General features: G+C 66.7%; 13 protein-coding genes and 1 tRNA gene. 10 read left to right on the top strand and 4 right to left on the bottom strand.

Going from position 1 to position 13,568, the window contains the following annotated elements:
• Position 1 precedes the first annotated feature (1 nt).
• Both ACVJ6E_RS19845 and ACVJ6E_RS19840 read right to left on the bottom strand, forming a co-directional pair.
• The gene (locus ACVJ6E_RS19845) at positions 2–2,080 is read right to left on the bottom strand and encodes an alpha-ketoacid dehydrogenase subunit alpha/beta (protein ID WP_491676516.1); all 2,079 of its coding nucleotides are present in this window, start codon (positions 2,078–2,080) and stop codon (positions 2–4) included.
• 212 nt (positions 2,081–2,292) lie between these two features.
• Positions 2,293–3,222 carry a LysR family transcriptional regulator gene (locus tag ACVJ6E_RS19840; protein WP_120270464.1) on the bottom strand — a complete coding sequence of 310 codons (930 nt, stop codon included), beginning with the start codon at positions 3,220–3,222 and terminating at the stop codon, positions 2,293–2,295.
• A 290-nt stretch (positions 3,223–3,512) separates the two neighbouring features.
• On the opposite strand from ACVJ6E_RS19840, the gene ACVJ6E_RS19835 reads away from it, so the two are divergent.
• The 8 genes from ACVJ6E_RS19835 to ACVJ6E_RS19800 all read left to right on the top strand — a co-directional run bounded on the left by ACVJ6E_RS19835 (position 3,513) and on the right by ACVJ6E_RS19800 (position 10,375).
• Positions 3,513–4,718 carry an ABC transporter substrate-binding protein gene (locus ACVJ6E_RS19835; protein WP_158592749.1) on the top strand — a complete coding sequence of 402 codons (1,206 nt, stop codon included), beginning with the start codon at positions 3,513–3,515 and terminating at the stop codon, positions 4,716–4,718.
• An 11-nt stretch (positions 4,719–4,729) separates the two neighbouring features.
• Positions 4,730–5,494, top strand: coding sequence for an ABC transporter ATP-binding protein (locus ACVJ6E_RS19830; protein WP_120270468.1), 765 nt, complete (start codon positions 4,730–4,732; stop codon positions 5,492–5,494).
• Positions 5,494–6,207, top strand: a complete 714-nt coding sequence (locus ACVJ6E_RS19825; RefSeq protein WP_120270470.1) for an ABC transporter ATP-binding protein — start codon at positions 5,494–5,496, stop codon at positions 6,205–6,207. Before ACVJ6E_RS19830 ends, ACVJ6E_RS19825 begins: the two co-directional genes overlap by 1 nt.
• Before the next feature lie 2 nt (positions 6,208–6,209).
• A complete protein-coding gene (locus ACVJ6E_RS19820; RefSeq protein WP_067223533.1) occupies positions 6,210–7,094 on the top strand; it encodes a branched-chain amino acid ABC transporter permease in 885 nt (294 codons plus the stop codon).
• A gap of 9 nt (positions 7,095–7,103) precedes the next feature.
• Complete coding sequence (locus ACVJ6E_RS19815) at positions 7,104–8,072, top strand: branched-chain amino acid ABC transporter permease (RefSeq protein WP_120270471.1); 969 nt, start codon at positions 7,104–7,106, stop codon at positions 8,070–8,072.
• Positions 8,069–8,806, top strand: coding sequence for an SDR family NAD(P)-dependent oxidoreductase (locus tag ACVJ6E_RS19810; RefSeq protein ID WP_097175903.1), 738 nt, complete (start codon positions 8,069–8,071; stop codon positions 8,804–8,806). Before ACVJ6E_RS19815 ends, ACVJ6E_RS19810 begins: the two co-directional genes overlap by 4 nt.
• Before the next feature lie 549 nt (positions 8,807–9,355).
• Positions 9,356–9,589 carry a hypothetical protein gene (locus ACVJ6E_RS19805; protein ID WP_147421909.1) on the top strand — a complete coding sequence of 78 codons (234 nt, stop codon included), beginning with the start codon at positions 9,356–9,358 and terminating at the stop codon, positions 9,587–9,589.
• A 21-nt stretch (positions 9,590–9,610) separates the two neighbouring features.
• The gene (locus tag ACVJ6E_RS19800) at positions 9,611–10,375 is read left to right on the top strand and encodes a hypothetical protein (RefSeq protein WP_120270474.1); all 765 of its coding nucleotides are present in this window, start codon (positions 9,611–9,613) and stop codon (positions 10,373–10,375) included.
• Between the two features lie 233 nt (positions 10,376–10,608).
• Here ACVJ6E_RS19800 and ACVJ6E_RS19795 read toward each other — a convergent pair.
• Both ACVJ6E_RS19795 and ACVJ6E_RS19790 read right to left on the bottom strand, forming a co-directional pair.
• Positions 10,609–10,684, bottom strand: a tRNA-Ala gene (locus ACVJ6E_RS19795).
• Positions 10,685–10,881: 197 nt separating this feature from the next.
• Positions 10,882–11,274: a TIGR02300 family protein gene (locus ACVJ6E_RS19790; protein ID WP_120270735.1), complete on the bottom strand. Its 393-nt coding sequence runs from the start codon at positions 11,272–11,274 to the stop codon at positions 10,882–10,884.
• 242 nt (positions 11,275–11,516) lie between these two features.
• On the opposite strand from ACVJ6E_RS19790, the gene aroA reads away from it, so the two are divergent.
• Positions 11,517–12,872 carry a 3-phosphoshikimate 1-carboxyvinyltransferase gene (gene aroA, locus ACVJ6E_RS19785; RefSeq protein WP_120270476.1) on the top strand — a complete coding sequence of 452 codons (1,356 nt, stop codon included), beginning with the start codon at positions 11,517–11,519 and terminating at the stop codon, positions 12,870–12,872.
• Positions 12,869–13,495 carry a (d)CMP kinase gene (gene cmk / locus ACVJ6E_RS19780; RefSeq protein ID WP_067223492.1) on the top strand — a complete coding sequence of 209 codons (627 nt, stop codon included), beginning with the start codon at positions 12,869–12,871 and terminating at the stop codon, positions 13,493–13,495. The genes aroA and cmk overlap by 4 nt, the downstream gene beginning before the upstream one ends.
• The last annotated feature ends 73 nt before the right edge of the window (positions 13,496–13,568 follow it).

The raw sequence follows: 13,568 nt of genomic DNA, 5'->3' as shown, positions 1-13,568 counted from the left end.
CTCAGGCCCCCGCAAGATCGCGGTGGCACATGCGGCGCACCGTTTCGGCGATGCCGGCAGCGCTCGGCATCACCTCGCGCTCGAGCCGGTCGTTATAGGGCATCGGCACCTCGGCCGAGCCCATGCGCTCCACCGGGGCATCGAGCCAGTCGAAGGCCTCCTCGGTAATCTGCGCGGCGATTTCCGCGCCGAGGCCGCCGGTGCGCCAGGCCTCGTGCACCACGAGGCAGCGGCTGGTCTTCTTTACCGAGCGCACGAAGCAGTCCATGTCGAGCGGCCGCAGGCTGCGCGGGTCGATCACCTCGACGCTGATGCCCTCGCGGGCCAGCGTCTCGGCCGCCGTCAGGGCGCGCTCGACCATCGCCAGCGTCGCGATCACGGTCACGTCCGTGCCCTCGCGCTTGATGTCGGCCTTGCCGATCTCGATCTCGTAAGGCGCTTCCGGCACCGGAGCCGCCCCGCCGAGATAGAGCAGCTTGTGCTCCAGGAAGACGACCGGGTTGTCGTCGCGGATCGCCGCCATCAGGAGGCCCTTGGCGTCATAGGGCGTGGACGGCGCCAGCACGGTGAGGCCGGGAATGTGGGCGAACCAGGCTTCCAGCGACTGCGAGTGCTGGGCCGCAAGGCGGATGCCGCCGCCCTGGGGACCGCGGAACACCACCGGCACCGAGGCCTTGCCGCCGAGCATGAAGCGCAGCTTGGCGGCCTGGTTGACGATGGGGTCCATCATGAAGGTGACGAAGTCGAAGATCTGGATCTCGGCGATGGGCCGGCGACCGGAGAGCGCCGCACCGACGGCCGCGCCCGAGATCACGCCCTCGGAGATCGGCGTGTTCATGATGCGGTCGGGGCCGAACTTGTCGAACAGGCCGCGGGTGACGCCGAAGGTGCCGCCGACCGGGCCGACGTCCTCGCCCATCAGGAACACGGTGTCGTCGCCCTCGATGGACTGAGAGATCGCTTCGCGCACCGCCTCGGTATAGGTGATCGCGCGCGAACCCGGCGCGGGCGGGGCCGGCGGGGTGCGGCGCGGCGCCAGAACCTTGTCGAACAGCATCGGCAGTTCGGGCTCGGGCAGGGTCTCAGCCCTGGTGATCGCCGTCTCGATCTCCTCGGACGCCTCGGCCTCGAGCGCGGCGAACTCCTTCGCATCGACGTCCCAGTCCTCGGCAAGGCGGCGGGCCAACCGGGTCAGCGGGTCTTCGTCCAGCCACTTGCGGATCTCGTCGTCGGTCCGGTAGCCGAGCAGATTGCCGCGCACGGAATGGTCGCCGTGGCGATAGGTCAGGCCCTCGATCAGGGTCGGCCCCTCGCCGGCGCGCGCCCGGGCCAAGGCCTCGGACACCGCCGCATAGACCTCGACCGGGTCGTTGCCGTCGATCCGCTCGCCGGGGATGCCGTAGGCGGCAGCGCGCGCCGCCACCGATCCGCCGGCCGTCGCCTGCTCGAAGGGCGTCGACATGCCGTAGAGATTGTTCTCGCAGAAAAAGACAATGGGCAGCTTCCACAGGGCCGCGAGGTTAAGCGCTTCGTGGAAGATGCCCTCGTTCGAGCCGCCGTCGCCGAAGAAGGCGATGCCCGCATCGTCCGAGCCGCGCTGCTTGGCGGCGAGCGCCGCACCGACGCCGAGCCCCATCGAGGCGCCGACGATGCCGTTGGCGCCGAGGATGTTCAGCTCCACGTCGGCGACATGCATCGAGCCGCCGATGCCGCCGCAGATGCCGCCGAGCTTGCCGCACAGCTCCGCCATCATGCCGTCGATGTCGGCGCCCTTGGCGATGCAGTGGCCGTGGCCGCGGTGATGGGTGGTGATGAAGTCGCCGCGGCGCAGCGGCAGGCAGGCACCGGCGGCAATCGCCTCCTGCCCGGCCGAGGAATGCGCGGTACCCTTGATGACGCCGGCCTTGAACAGTTCCTCGGTGCGCGTCTCGAAGCGGCGGATCCGCAGCATCGTGCGGGCGAGCGCCAGCATGTCGTCGCGGGTCGGCTCGGGGACGTTGCGGTTGAGCCGCTTGGGCGTGTTCTTGCCGACAGGCAGGGTCAGGCTGCCGCCGGCAGCCGAACTGGCGTTTCTTGCCACGGATTTTTCCTCCCGGGATTGGCAGGCCGACACTCGCGGGATGCGGCCTTTTCCGGGGGAAGCAAGCATGTTCGCGCGCGCAGGACAAAATCAATGCGCATATGTCTGGAATAACCTGATGTTATGTCTGTGAATTCAAGATCAGTTTAATCTATGTCCAATGGCCGCAGACGCTGGGTCAGCCCGCAGAAATCCTCGCGTTTTGCGCGAAGTCAATCCTCCGGGGGCAACTCGGCGGTAATCCAGACCCCGTCCGCCGCCAGCCGGCGGGCATGGCCGAGCAGAAGATCGGTGAACACCCGCATGGCAGCGGTGCGCGGCCGGTCGCGCGAGGTCGCTATGACCCAGGGCCAGGTGACGCCGGCAACCGGGGCGATGGAAATCTCCCCGCGCGTATAGGCCTGATGGCAGGCGCTGTAGGGCAGGATGCTGTGCAGGCCGCCGCGCGAGACCAGATCGACGATGATCGAGTTGGTCTCCACGATCACCGGCGGATTGCGCAAGGTGGCCGACGGCGGCAGCAGGTCCTCCACCACCCGGCGCAGGCCGTTTGGCGAGGGGGTCAGCACCAGATCGAGCCCGACCAGCGACGTGCTGGGAACCGGCGCATCCATGCGCAGCCCCGCCTCCGGCGAGGCGAGCAGAACCAGCCCTTCGGAGCACAGCGCCTGCCGGTTGAGTCCGCGCGAGGCGCCGTGATCGGAGTAGATGGCAAGGTCGACATGGCGCGTGACCAGTTCCTCGCGCACGTTGATCGACACGCCCTCGTGGATCTCCAGATTGACCTGCGGATAGAGGCGATGGAACTCGGCGACCACGTCGGCGATCAACAGGCCGCGCAGGGAATAGGCGGAGGAAATGCGCAAGGAGCCCGCCGGCATGGTCTCCGCCGCGATGATGTCCTCCTTGATCAGCTCGACATTCTGCATCAGGGCGCGCACATGATCGGCCAGCCGCTGACCGGCAGGGGTCAGCGCCACGCCGCGCGGCCGGCGGTCGACGAGCCGGGTGCCCAGCTCCTCCTCCAGCAGCTGGACCTGACGGCTGAGAGCGGGCTGCGAGACATTCGCCCGCTCCGCCGCATGGGTGATGTTCAGCGTGTTCACCACATGCATGAAATACTCGAGCTGCCGGATTTTCATCGCTTCTCCTCCCCCCAAGCGCCACCGGCGTGAAATGTCTTTTAATTATGGTTTGCATGTCAATTATCTATTTTACACATGCCTTGCGCATCCCTAGCGTTCGTCGGGCAACGGCAAGGGATCGCCTCCGCGACGCCCAGCCCACGCCAAAGCGCAAGTTTCGGGAGCATCTGCGCACCCCCTCGCGACAGACATGGCACTCCGCTCACAGGCGGCAGGAAGACGAGGACTTCCCGCCGGCTCCGCGGATGCGCCTGCATGCTCGCGAGCCTGAAACGGGAGGAAACACGATGAATAAGGTTTATGGCCGCATGTTCGCCCTGATGGCGAGCACTGTGCTGACGATGCCTGCCCTCGCGGACGAGGACCAGGTCAAGATCGCCCTGATGACCGATCTGGCCGGCGCGACCGCCGACTATGGCGGCCAGGGCGCCATCGAAGCGGTGAAGATGGCGATCGAGGACTTCGGCGGCACGCTGAACGGCAAGCCGATCCATGCCGACTTCATCGACCACCAGAACAAGCCGGACATCGCCGTCACCAAGGCGCGCGAGGCGTTCGACAGCGGCACCGACATGGTGATCAACCTGTCGAACTCGGCCGCCGCGCTCGGCGTGATGGAGATCGCCCAGTCCAAGGACAAGGTGGTCGTGGTGACCGGCGCCGGTTCCGACCGCATCACGGGCGATGCCTGCTCGCCCAATGCCGTCCACTTTGCCTTCAATTCCTACTCGCTCGCCAACTCGCCGGTGAAGGCACTGGCGGCGAAGGGCGTCGACAACTGGTATCTGATCGTCTCCGACTTCGCCTACGGCCTGTCGGTCGAGGCGGCGGTGACCGGCGCCATCGAGTCGTCCGGCGGCACGCTGTCCGGCAGCGTCAAGCATCCCGCCTTCATGGCCAGCGACTTCTCGTCCTACGCCCTGCAGGCGATCTCGTCCGGCGCCCAGGCGATCGGCCTGTCGAACTCCTCGTCCGACACCACCAACAGCATCCGCGCGCTGAAGGAATTCGGCCTCGGCGGCGACCAGCAGATGGTGGCCTTCACCCTGCTGATCAACGAGATCCACGGCCTCGGCCTCGACCAGGCGTCCGGCCTGCTCTTCGCCGACGGCTTCTACTGGGATCGCACCGAGCAGACCCGCGAGTGGTCCAAGCGCTTCTACGAGCGTGTCGGCAAGATGCCGAACATGGTCAATGCCGGCGACTATTCCGGCACGCTGCACTATCTGCGCGCGGTCGAGGCGGCCGGCACCACCGATGCCAAGACGGTGCTCGCCAAGATGCGCGAAATGCCGATCAACGACATGTTCGCCGCGAACGGCAAGATCCGCGAAGACGGCATGATGGTGCACGACATGTATCTGGTGCAGGTCAAGACGCCGGAGGAGTCGCAGTACGACTGGGACTACCTGAAGGTGCTCGAGACCATTCCGGCGGACGAAGCCTTCCTGCCGCTCGACCAGAGCAAGTGCCCCCTGGTCAACAAGGGCTGAGCATACAGTCCATGACCCACATCCTGGAAACGGTTGGACTCTGCAAGGAGTTCCGCGGGTTCCGGGCGGTCGATGACGTCTCCCTGCGGGTCCGGGAGGGCGATATCCACGCCCTCATCGGGCCCAACGGGGCCGGCAAGACGACCGTCTTCAACCTGCTGACGAAGTTCCTGTCGCCCAGTGCGGGCAGGATCGTGTTCGATGGCCGGGACATTACCCGCGAGAAACCCGCCGCCCTCGCCCGCCAGGGCATGGTGCGCAGTTTCCAGATCTCGGCCACCTTCCCCCACCTGACGGTGCTGGAAAACGTGCGCGTGGCGCTGCAGCGGCGCCACGCGCCGACCTATGCGTTCTGGCTGCCCGGGAGCGTGCTCTCGCGCCTCGACGCCAGGGCCATGGACCTGCTGGAGCAGGTCGACATGCAGGACTTCGCCCACGCCAAGGCGGCCGACCTTCCCTACGGGCGCAAGCGCTCGGTGGAGATCGCCACGACCCTGGCGATGGAGCCGCGGCTGATGCTGCTCGACGAGCCGACCCAGGGCATGGGCCACGAGGACGTGGAGCGTGTCACCCAGCTCATCAAGCGCGTCTCGGCGGGGCGCACGATCCTGATGGTGGAGCACAACATGAAGGTCGTCGCCGGCATCTGCGACCGTATCTCGGTGCTGCAGCGCGGCGCGCTGCTCGCCGAAGGGACCTATGCCGAGGTCTCCGCCGACCCTCGGGTGCTGGAGGCCTACATGGGCAGCGAGACCGAGCTGGAGGGGGCACACTGATGGACGAGACCATCCTGTCCCTGAAGGGGGTGAACGGCTGGTACGGCGAGAGCCACGTGCTGCACGGTGTCGACCTGTCGGTCCGCCGCGGCGAGGTGGTGAGCCTGATCGGCCGCAACGGCGCCGGCCGCACCACGATCCTGCGTGCCATCATGGGCCTGCTCGACCGGCGCGAGGGCCGGCTTGAGATCCGCGGCAAGGACATGAGCACGACACCGGCCTACCGCATCGCCAAGGCCGGGCTCGGCTACTGTCCGGAGGAACGCGGCATCTTCGCCTCGCTGAGCTGCGAGGAGAACCTGCTGCTGCCGCCGGTGACGCGCACCGACGGCGGCATGGCCATGTCGCTCGACGAGATCTACGCGATGTTCCCCAACCTGAAGGAACGCGCGCACAGCCCCGGCACCCGCCTGTCCGGCGGCGAGCAGCAGATGCTGGCGATCGCCCGCATCCTGCGCACCGGCGCGGACATCCTGCTGCTGGACGAGATCTCCGAAGGGCTCGCCCCGGTAATCGTGCAGACGCTCTCCAGGGTGATCCAGGATCTCAAGGCCCGCGGTTTCACCATCCTCATGGTCGAGCAGAACTTCCGCTTCGCGGCCCCGCTCGCCGACCGCTTCTTCATCATCGAGCACGGCCGTGTGGTCGAGGAGATCGCGCAAGCCGATCTTACCGCCCGTGCCGACGACATCCGCACGTATCTGGGAGTGTGACCATGACCGAGATCTTCGGCGTTCCCGCCCCCGTGCTCTACGGCCAGCTGCTGCTGGGCCTCGTCAACGGCAGCTTCTACGCGCTGCTGTCGCTCGGCCTGTCGCTGATCTTCGGCCTGCTGAACATCGTCAACTTCGCTCATGGCACGATGTACATGCTGGGCGCGTTCCTCGCCTATCTGCTGCTGCAGCCGCTCGGCCTCGGCTACTGGTGGGCCGTCCTGCTGGTGCCGCTGATGGCGGCGGGCCTCGGCATCGTCATCGAGCGGACGATTCTCAAGCGCATCTACAAGCTCGACCATATCTACGGCCTGCTCGTCACCTTCGGCCTGACCATGGTGATCGAGGGCTTCGTGCGGGTCTATTTCGGCGTCTCGGGCCTGCGCTACGCGGTGCCGCCGTCGCTGCAGGGCATGGTCGACCTCGGCTTCATGCGCCTGCCGATCTACCGCATCTGGGTGATCGTCGCGGCCCTCGGCCTGTGCCTCATCACCTGGCTGGTGATCGAGCGGACCCGCCTCGGCGCTACCTTGCGGGCCGGCACGGAGAACCCGAGTCTGGTGCAGGCCTTCGGCGTCAACGTGCCGCTGCTGGTCACCCTGGTCTTCGGCTGGGGCGTCGGGCTTGCCGCCTTTGCCGGCGTGCTCGCCGCGCCCCTGATGCAGCTCACCCCGCAGATCGGCCACTCCATCATCATCACCGTCTTCGGCGTGGTGGTGATCGGCGGCATGGGCTCGATCCTCGGCTCCATCCTCACCGGTCTCGGCCTCGGCCTGATCGAGGGGCTGGCGAAGGTCTATTACCCGGAGGCCTCGTCCACCGCGATCTTCGTCCTGATGATCCTGGTCCTGCTGGTTCGCCCGCACGGCCTGTTCGGAAAGCAGTGAGGACAGGCCATGCTCAACACCCGCACCCTCATGATCGTGCTGGCCGTCGCGGCGCTCGCCGTCGCACCGGCCTTCATCTACCCGATGCTGATCGTGAAGCTCCTGTGCTTCGCCATCTTCGCCTCGGCCTTCAACCTGATGCTCGGCTATACGGGGCTGCTGTCCTTCGGCCACGCGATGTTCTTCGGCTCGGCCGGCTATGCGCTCGGCGTGACGATGAAGCATCTCGGCTGGCCGCCGGAACTCGGCATCCTCGCCGGCGTCGCGGTGGCGGCCCTGATCGGCTTCCTCGCCGGCTCGGTGGCGATCCGCCGCCAGGGCATCTACTTCGCGATGATCACGCTGGCTATCTCGCAGCTGATCTACTTCGTCGCCATGCAGATGGAGTGGACGGGGCGCGACGACGGCTTCCACGGCATCCCGCGCGGCACGCTGTTCGGCATCATCGACCTGCAGGACGACATGGCCCTCTACGGCCTGGTCGCCGCCTGCTTCCTGCTGGCACTGTTCGCGATCCACCGCATCGTCACCTCGCCCTTCGGCCAGGTGCTGACCGCGATCCGCGAGAACGAACCGCGCGCCATCTCGCTCGGCTACGACGTCGACCGCTACAAGGTGCTGGCCTTCACCCTGTCGGGGGCCCTGTCCGGGCTGGCCGGCGCGCTGAAGGCGCTGGCGCTGTCCTACGAGTCGCTCAACGACCTGCACTGGGCGCTGAGCGGCGAGGTGGTGATGATGTGCATCCTCGGCGGCCTCGGCACGCTGGGCGGCCCGGTGGCCGGCGCCTTCTTCGTGATCCTTCTGCAGAACTTCCTCGCCGACAAGGTGGGCGAGTGGCTGTCGGTGATCATCGGCGTCGTGTTCCTCACCTGCATCCTCGCCTTCCGCAAGGGCTTCGTCGGCGAGATCGGCGACTGGATCGAGAAGATGCGCGCCCGCAAGGGCGGGTCCGCCGCGAAGCAGGAGGGCAACCGATGAAGGGGCGTTCCGCCATCGTCACGGGCGCTGCCCGGGGTCTCGGCCAGGCCATCGCCCGCAAGCTGCTGGAGGAAGGCGCGCGCGTCGCGATCTGGGACCAGGACGGCGAAGCCGCGCAGGACAGTGCCGAGCAGCTCTCCGATATCGGCCCCACCCACTCTTGCGCCGTCGACATCACCTCGCCGGAGGAGGTAGCGACCGCGCTGGCCGCCACCCGCAAGATGCTCGGCGAGATCTCGATCCTGGTGTGCAACGCCGCCATTCCCGGCCCCAACGTGCCGGCGGCGGAACTCGCCAGCACGGACTGGGCGCGGGTGATGGAGGTCAACGTCACCGGCACGCTGCTGTGCTGCCAGGCGGTGATCCCGGACATGGTGGCGCGCGGCTATGGCCGCATCGTCACCATCGGCTCGGTCGCCGGCAAGGAACCGGGCCCGCGCATCGCCGCCTATGCGGCGAGCAAGGCTGCGGTGATCTCGCTGACCAAGACGCTGGGGCGCGAACTCGCCACCACCGGCGTCACGGTCAACTGCGTCGCCCCCGGCGCGATCCGCACGCGCATCTTCGACGGCTGGCCGGAAAGCTACGTCCAGGAGCTTCTCGCCAAGATCCCGATGAACCGCTTCGGCACACCGGAGGAACTGGCGGAGATCGTCGCCTTCGTCGCCTCGCGCAGGGCATCCTTCTCCACCGGCGCAGTCTTCGACATGTCGGGCGGCCGGGCGGACTACTGACCGCCCTCCTCCCGCACGCAAAACAAAAAACAAGGCCACGGCGGAACCACGCCGTGGCCTTGTTTTTTGAAACCGGCCTTGGCCCGTCGTGTCTTTCCTGCCCGCATGCCCAACACCCGGGCAGATGTCCTGCAGCGCTCAAGAGCGCCAGCAAGACGCACTCCTTCGGGCAGTCATTCAATTCCCGGATCACAGACTGTCTTTTCTGAAGATACGACCGATAGACGCCATCTTCCCCTGCGTTCGATGACGTTTTTATTTGCCTCTTGCGCACTGAACACCAATGATTGGTGGTCTGGCGAAACGGCCTTGCGCCTGACGACCGGAGACCGGGTCTCACGGCCGGAACGGTCGGGTTCGCCGCTGCAAGAATGGCGCCGATTGCCGGGCCTGAACTGCTGGGCGCGGGTGCTCCCAAGCGGCTGGGGCACCATCCGCCGAAGCGCCAGGGCTCAAACGATAGACTTGCTCTTGGATCCGCTGCGGACCGTCCGCCGGCCCCATGAACAGGACAGGCATTTTCAAGATAGCGAATTGTATGAGGGCATCATGGGCAGCTGGGTCGATGATCTTGACCAGGAGATTCTCGATTATCTCGATTCTCTCGTGAAGAAGGGCGTCTTTCCGGACAGGGAAGCGGCCGTCAAAGGCGTGTTGCGGATCCTGGTCAGGGCCCGCAAGAGCAGGACGCACCGCAAGGCAAGGCCAGTCCTCCCCGGAAAGACGAGGCCCCCGAGAGACATCGGCGACGATATCACCATCATGCTGCGGAAGGTCCTCTAGCAGGCCGGGGGAGAGTTGGTGATGACGGACGAGACCCAGGGGGATCGCTACGCCAAGGCGCGGGCGGACTTGCGGGATACCGCTAAGTGGTTTGCGGCCGCACTGGCCGGTTTGGGCGCCGTGCTGGCCGGCGGATTGTCTTTCGGCATTCTTCCCGACCTTGGCGAAAAGCACCTGGGCCTCGGGATTGTCTTCGGGGCGGTGGTGGTCGTCGCGATCCTGGCCGCCGTCATGACCGTGCAGGAACTCCTGTTTCCCAAGGCGTTTTCCCGCGACAGGCTGAAACAGACGTCGGTGCAGGCCATGCTCAACCCGTATCTCGACGAGCTGCTGCCGAGCGACATAGGATCCCTGGAGGATCTGTGGGCCAAATACGAGAACGCGGACAGCGAGCAGGAAATCGCGCGTTTCAGGGCCATCCTGTCCAAGGTGACCAGTTTTGCCGCATACCTGACGCTTCAAAATCAGGTCCGCAAGGCAAACCGGATCATTCTCGTGCTGTTCGTTGTCGTCTGCGCCTGCGTGGCCAGCCTTGCCTATCTTCAAGGCCTCGCCAAACGGGAGAGCGGGCAGTCCTACGTCTCTCTTCGCTTCGCCCCCGGGAAGGACTGGCAGGATCTCGCAGCAGCCTTGAGCAGGGCCTGCCCGGCGTCCGACCCGATCTCCGCCGAAGGACTGGCCGACAAGCCGTTCGAAGGCTGGTGGACCGTCAGAGTGAAGCAGCCCGAGGCCTGTGCCGGTGCACAGTTCTCTGTCCCGGCCGCCATTGTCATGCCTGGAAAATAGGGGGCCCCGCCCCTGCCATCTGGATGGAGCGGCAAGTGCGAGGGAAGCACCTTGAGGCGGTGATCTCCGGCAAGGAGCAGTTCGGCCCGTGCGCGGACCGTCCGGCCGAGCTCAAGGTCGACATCGCCCAGGTCGCGTTCGCTGCCCCCGAGCGCGCGGCTCGCACGTGCAGGCAAGCACTTGCCCGCGTCATCATGATGATATCTTGGGGATCTTCACATGAAGGGGAAGACTGGTGGAGCCAAGGGGAGTCGAACCCCTGACCTCTTGAATGCCATTCAAGCGCTCTCCCAACTGAGCTATGGCCCCGTCTTCCAGTGTCTTGTCCGAAGCCGTTGGCCGGAAACCTCCGGGACCCTCTTGCTTCGAACCGTCCGGCGACGCTTGGGTTCGCCTTGCCGGTGCGGGCGGAAAATACGTCTTCCGCCCCTCAAGTCAAGCGGAATAATCCGCTTTCCCGAACAGGCCCTGAGGAAAAGTTTCAGGGCCTGTGGACAACGCCGTTTTCAGCGGTCGGTGTCCTCGTCGTCGCGCTCGAGCACGATGCCCGGCACGTCGCCGTCTTCCTCGTCCTCATCGTCGATGAAGACATCGTCGGCATCGTCGTCGCCGATTTCCTCGTCGACCTCGTCGTCGTCGATCGCGACGGCGGTATCGCCTTCGGTCTCCGCGTCGGCTTCCTCGAGGCTGACCATCTCGGCGCCCTCGTCGTCCAGCTCGACGTCGTCCTCATCCTCTTCGACGACCGCAGCCTTGGCGGCGGTCTTCGCCCGCATCGCCTGGGCCACGATGAACACCGTGCCGCACTTGGGGCAGGTAATCGGATCGCGATTGAGGTCGTAATATTTCGTGCCGCAACCGCCGCACAGCCGCTTGGTGCCAAGATCGGGTTTTGCCACGTTTCCAACCCTTGTCTGCAGATAATCGGGCGTTCGCATAAAGGCTGCCCGGCTTCCTGTCAAAGCCTAATCCGCCCTGCTTCGTCAAACGCTTTGTCGGCCCGCCCCGTTGCTTTCTCCGGCGCGTTCCAAAGACCGCGGCCAAAGGCCCCCTGACGGAGGCAACACCCACGGTGACGTATCGGTTCCAGCATGATACGAGGTGCAACGCAACAGTCGGCTTCAAGCTTTCGGAATCCAGCATGTCCCACTCCACCGCCGCAAGGCCGCTGACGGCCCGCTCCGGCACCGCGCTCAAGGGCCGGGTCACCGTGCCCGGCGACAAGTCCATTTCCCACAGGGCCCTTATGCTGGGCGCGCTGGCCATCGGCCGGACCACGGTTTCCGGCCTTCTGGAATCGGAGGACGTGCTCAATACCGCCGCCGCCATGCGCGCCTTCGGTGCCCGCATCCAGCGCGATGCCAATGGCCTGTGGACAGTCGACGGCGCCGGCCTCGGCAGCCTGGTGGAGCCGGAAACGGTGATCGACTACGGCAATGCCGGCACCGGCGTGCGCCTTGCCCTCGGCATCGCCGGCACCCATCCGATCGCCGCCACCTTCACGGGCGATGCCTCGCTGATCAAGCGGCCGATGGGCCGCGTCCTGGAGCCCTTGCGGATGATGGGAACGCGGGTGATCTCGCGCTCCGGCGACCGGCTGCCGCTGTCGGTGCACGGCCCCGGCACCCCCGCCCCGATCAGCTACCGCGTGCCCGTGCCGTCCGCGCAGGTGAAGTCGGCGGTGCTGCTGGCCGGCCTCAACGCACCGGGCCAGACCACCGTCGTCGAACCGATTCCCACCCGCGACCATACCGAGCGCATGCTGGCCGGCTTCGGCGCGACCATCCAGGTCGACCATGACGACACCGGCGGGCGGGTGATCACCGTCACCGGCCAGGGCGAACTGCAGCCGCAGGACGTCACCGTGCCGGCCGACCCGTCCTCGGCCGCCTTCCCCATCGTCGCGGGGCTGATCGTGCCGGGCTCGGAAGTGACGGTCGCGGACGTGCTGCTCAACGAGCACCGCACCGGCCTCCTGACCACGCTGCAGGAGATGGGCGCGGATCTGGAGATCACCAATATCCGCGAGACCGGCGGCGAGCGGCTCGGCGATGTGCGCGTGCGCCATTCGCGGCTGAAGGGCATCGAGGTTCCGGCGGACCGCGCGCCCTCGATGATCGACGAGTATCCGGTGCTGGCCGTGGCCGCCGCCTTCGCGGAAGGCACCACGACCATGCTCGGGGTGGAAGAGCTCAAGGTGAAGGAATCGGACCGGCTTGCGGCAGTCGCCGCCGGCCTGCGCGTCAACGGCATCGAGTGCGAGGAAGGCGAGAGCACCTTGCGGGTGCACGGGCGCAAGGGCCCGATCGGCGGCGGCACCGTCACCACCCATCTCGACCACCGCATCGCCATGACCTTCCTGGTCCTGGGGCTTGCTGCCGACCGGCCGGTCACGGTGGACGACGGCGGGGTGATCGCCACCAGCTTCCCGACCTTCGAGACGCTGTTCGCAGAGCTCGGAGGCGACATCAGCGAAACGGGAGAGCAGGCCGCATGATCATCGCCATCGACGGGCCTGCGGCCTCGGGCAAGGGCACCCTGGCGCGCCGGCTGGCCGACCATTACGGACTGCGCCATCTCGACACCGGCCTCACATATCGCGCGGTCGCCGCAGCCCTGCTCGCCCGCGGCCTGCCGCTCGGCGACGAAGCGGTGGCGGTGGCGACGGCGCGCAATCTCGACCTGTCCCGCCTCGACCGCGACGTGCTGTCGGCGCACGAGATCGGCGAGGCCGCCTCGCGGATCGCCGTGCTGCCGGGCCTGCGCGAGGAGCTGGTGCGGCTGCAGCGGCGCTTTGCCCAGGAACCGCCAGGCGCCGTTCTGGACGGGCGCGACATCGGCACCGTGGTGTGCCCGGATGCGGACGTGAAGCTTTATGTGGTGGCAAGCGCTGCCGAGCGCGCGCGCCGGCGCACCCAGGAGCTCGTCTCCAAGGGGCAGGACGCGGAATACGCCCGGGTGCTGGCCGATCTGGAACGCCGCGACCAGCGCGATGCGGGCCGCGCCGTGGCGCCGCTGAAACCGGCCGACGATGCGGACTTGCTCGATACGTCGGAAATGGATATAGAAACCGCGTTCAAGGCGGCTGTGGATATCGTCGATAGCGTGCACGCAAGGTAGCGGTCACGAGATCGGCGCTTTTTCGCATCGCGCCCGAGCCGGATGCCTGCCTTCGCGTGCCGACATCCGCGCC

It is taken from the genome of Stappia sp. G46H5W (genome assembly GCF_058448995.1).
Note: the sequence above shows the minus strand (reverse complement) of the source record. Positions and strands in the feature narration are given on the sequence as shown.

What these genes read in the sequence shown, in the direction of transcription:
- ACVJ6E_RS19840 (WP_120270464.1), bottom strand. Translation starts at nt 3,222, where the DNA reads ATGAAAATCCGGCAGCTCGAGTATTTCATGCATGTGGTGAACACGCTG.
- ACVJ6E_RS19835 (WP_158592749.1), top strand. Translation starts at nt 3,513, where the DNA reads ATGAATAAGGTTTATGGCCGCATGTTCGCCCTGATGGCGAGCACTGTG.
- ACVJ6E_RS19830 (WP_120270468.1), top strand. Translation starts at nt 4,730, where the DNA reads ATGACCCACATCCTGGAAACGGTTGGACTCTGCAAGGAGTTCCGCGGG.
- ACVJ6E_RS19825 (WP_120270470.1), top strand. Translation starts at nt 5,494, where the DNA reads ATGGACGAGACCATCCTGTCCCTGAAGGGGGTGAACGGCTGGTACGGC.
- ACVJ6E_RS19820 (WP_067223533.1), top strand. Translation starts at nt 6,210, where the DNA reads ATGACCGAGATCTTCGGCGTTCCCGCCCCCGTGCTCTACGGCCAGCTG.
- ACVJ6E_RS19815 (WP_120270471.1), top strand. Translation starts at nt 7,104, where the DNA reads ATGCTCAACACCCGCACCCTCATGATCGTGCTGGCCGTCGCGGCGCTC.
- ACVJ6E_RS19810 (WP_097175903.1), top strand. Translation starts at nt 8,069, where the DNA reads ATGAAGGGGCGTTCCGCCATCGTCACGGGCGCTGCCCGGGGTCTCGGC.
- ACVJ6E_RS19805 (WP_147421909.1), top strand. Translation starts at nt 9,356, where the DNA reads ATGGGCAGCTGGGTCGATGATCTTGACCAGGAGATTCTCGATTATCTC.
- ACVJ6E_RS19800 (WP_120270474.1), top strand. Translation starts at nt 9,611, where the DNA reads ATGACGGACGAGACCCAGGGGGATCGCTACGCCAAGGCGCGGGCGGAC.
- aroA (WP_120270476.1), top strand. Translation starts at nt 11,517, where the DNA reads ATGTCCCACTCCACCGCCGCAAGGCCGCTGACGGCCCGCTCCGGCACC.
- cmk (WP_067223492.1), top strand. Translation starts at nt 12,869, where the DNA reads ATGATCATCGCCATCGACGGGCCTGCGGCCTCGGGCAAGGGCACCCTG.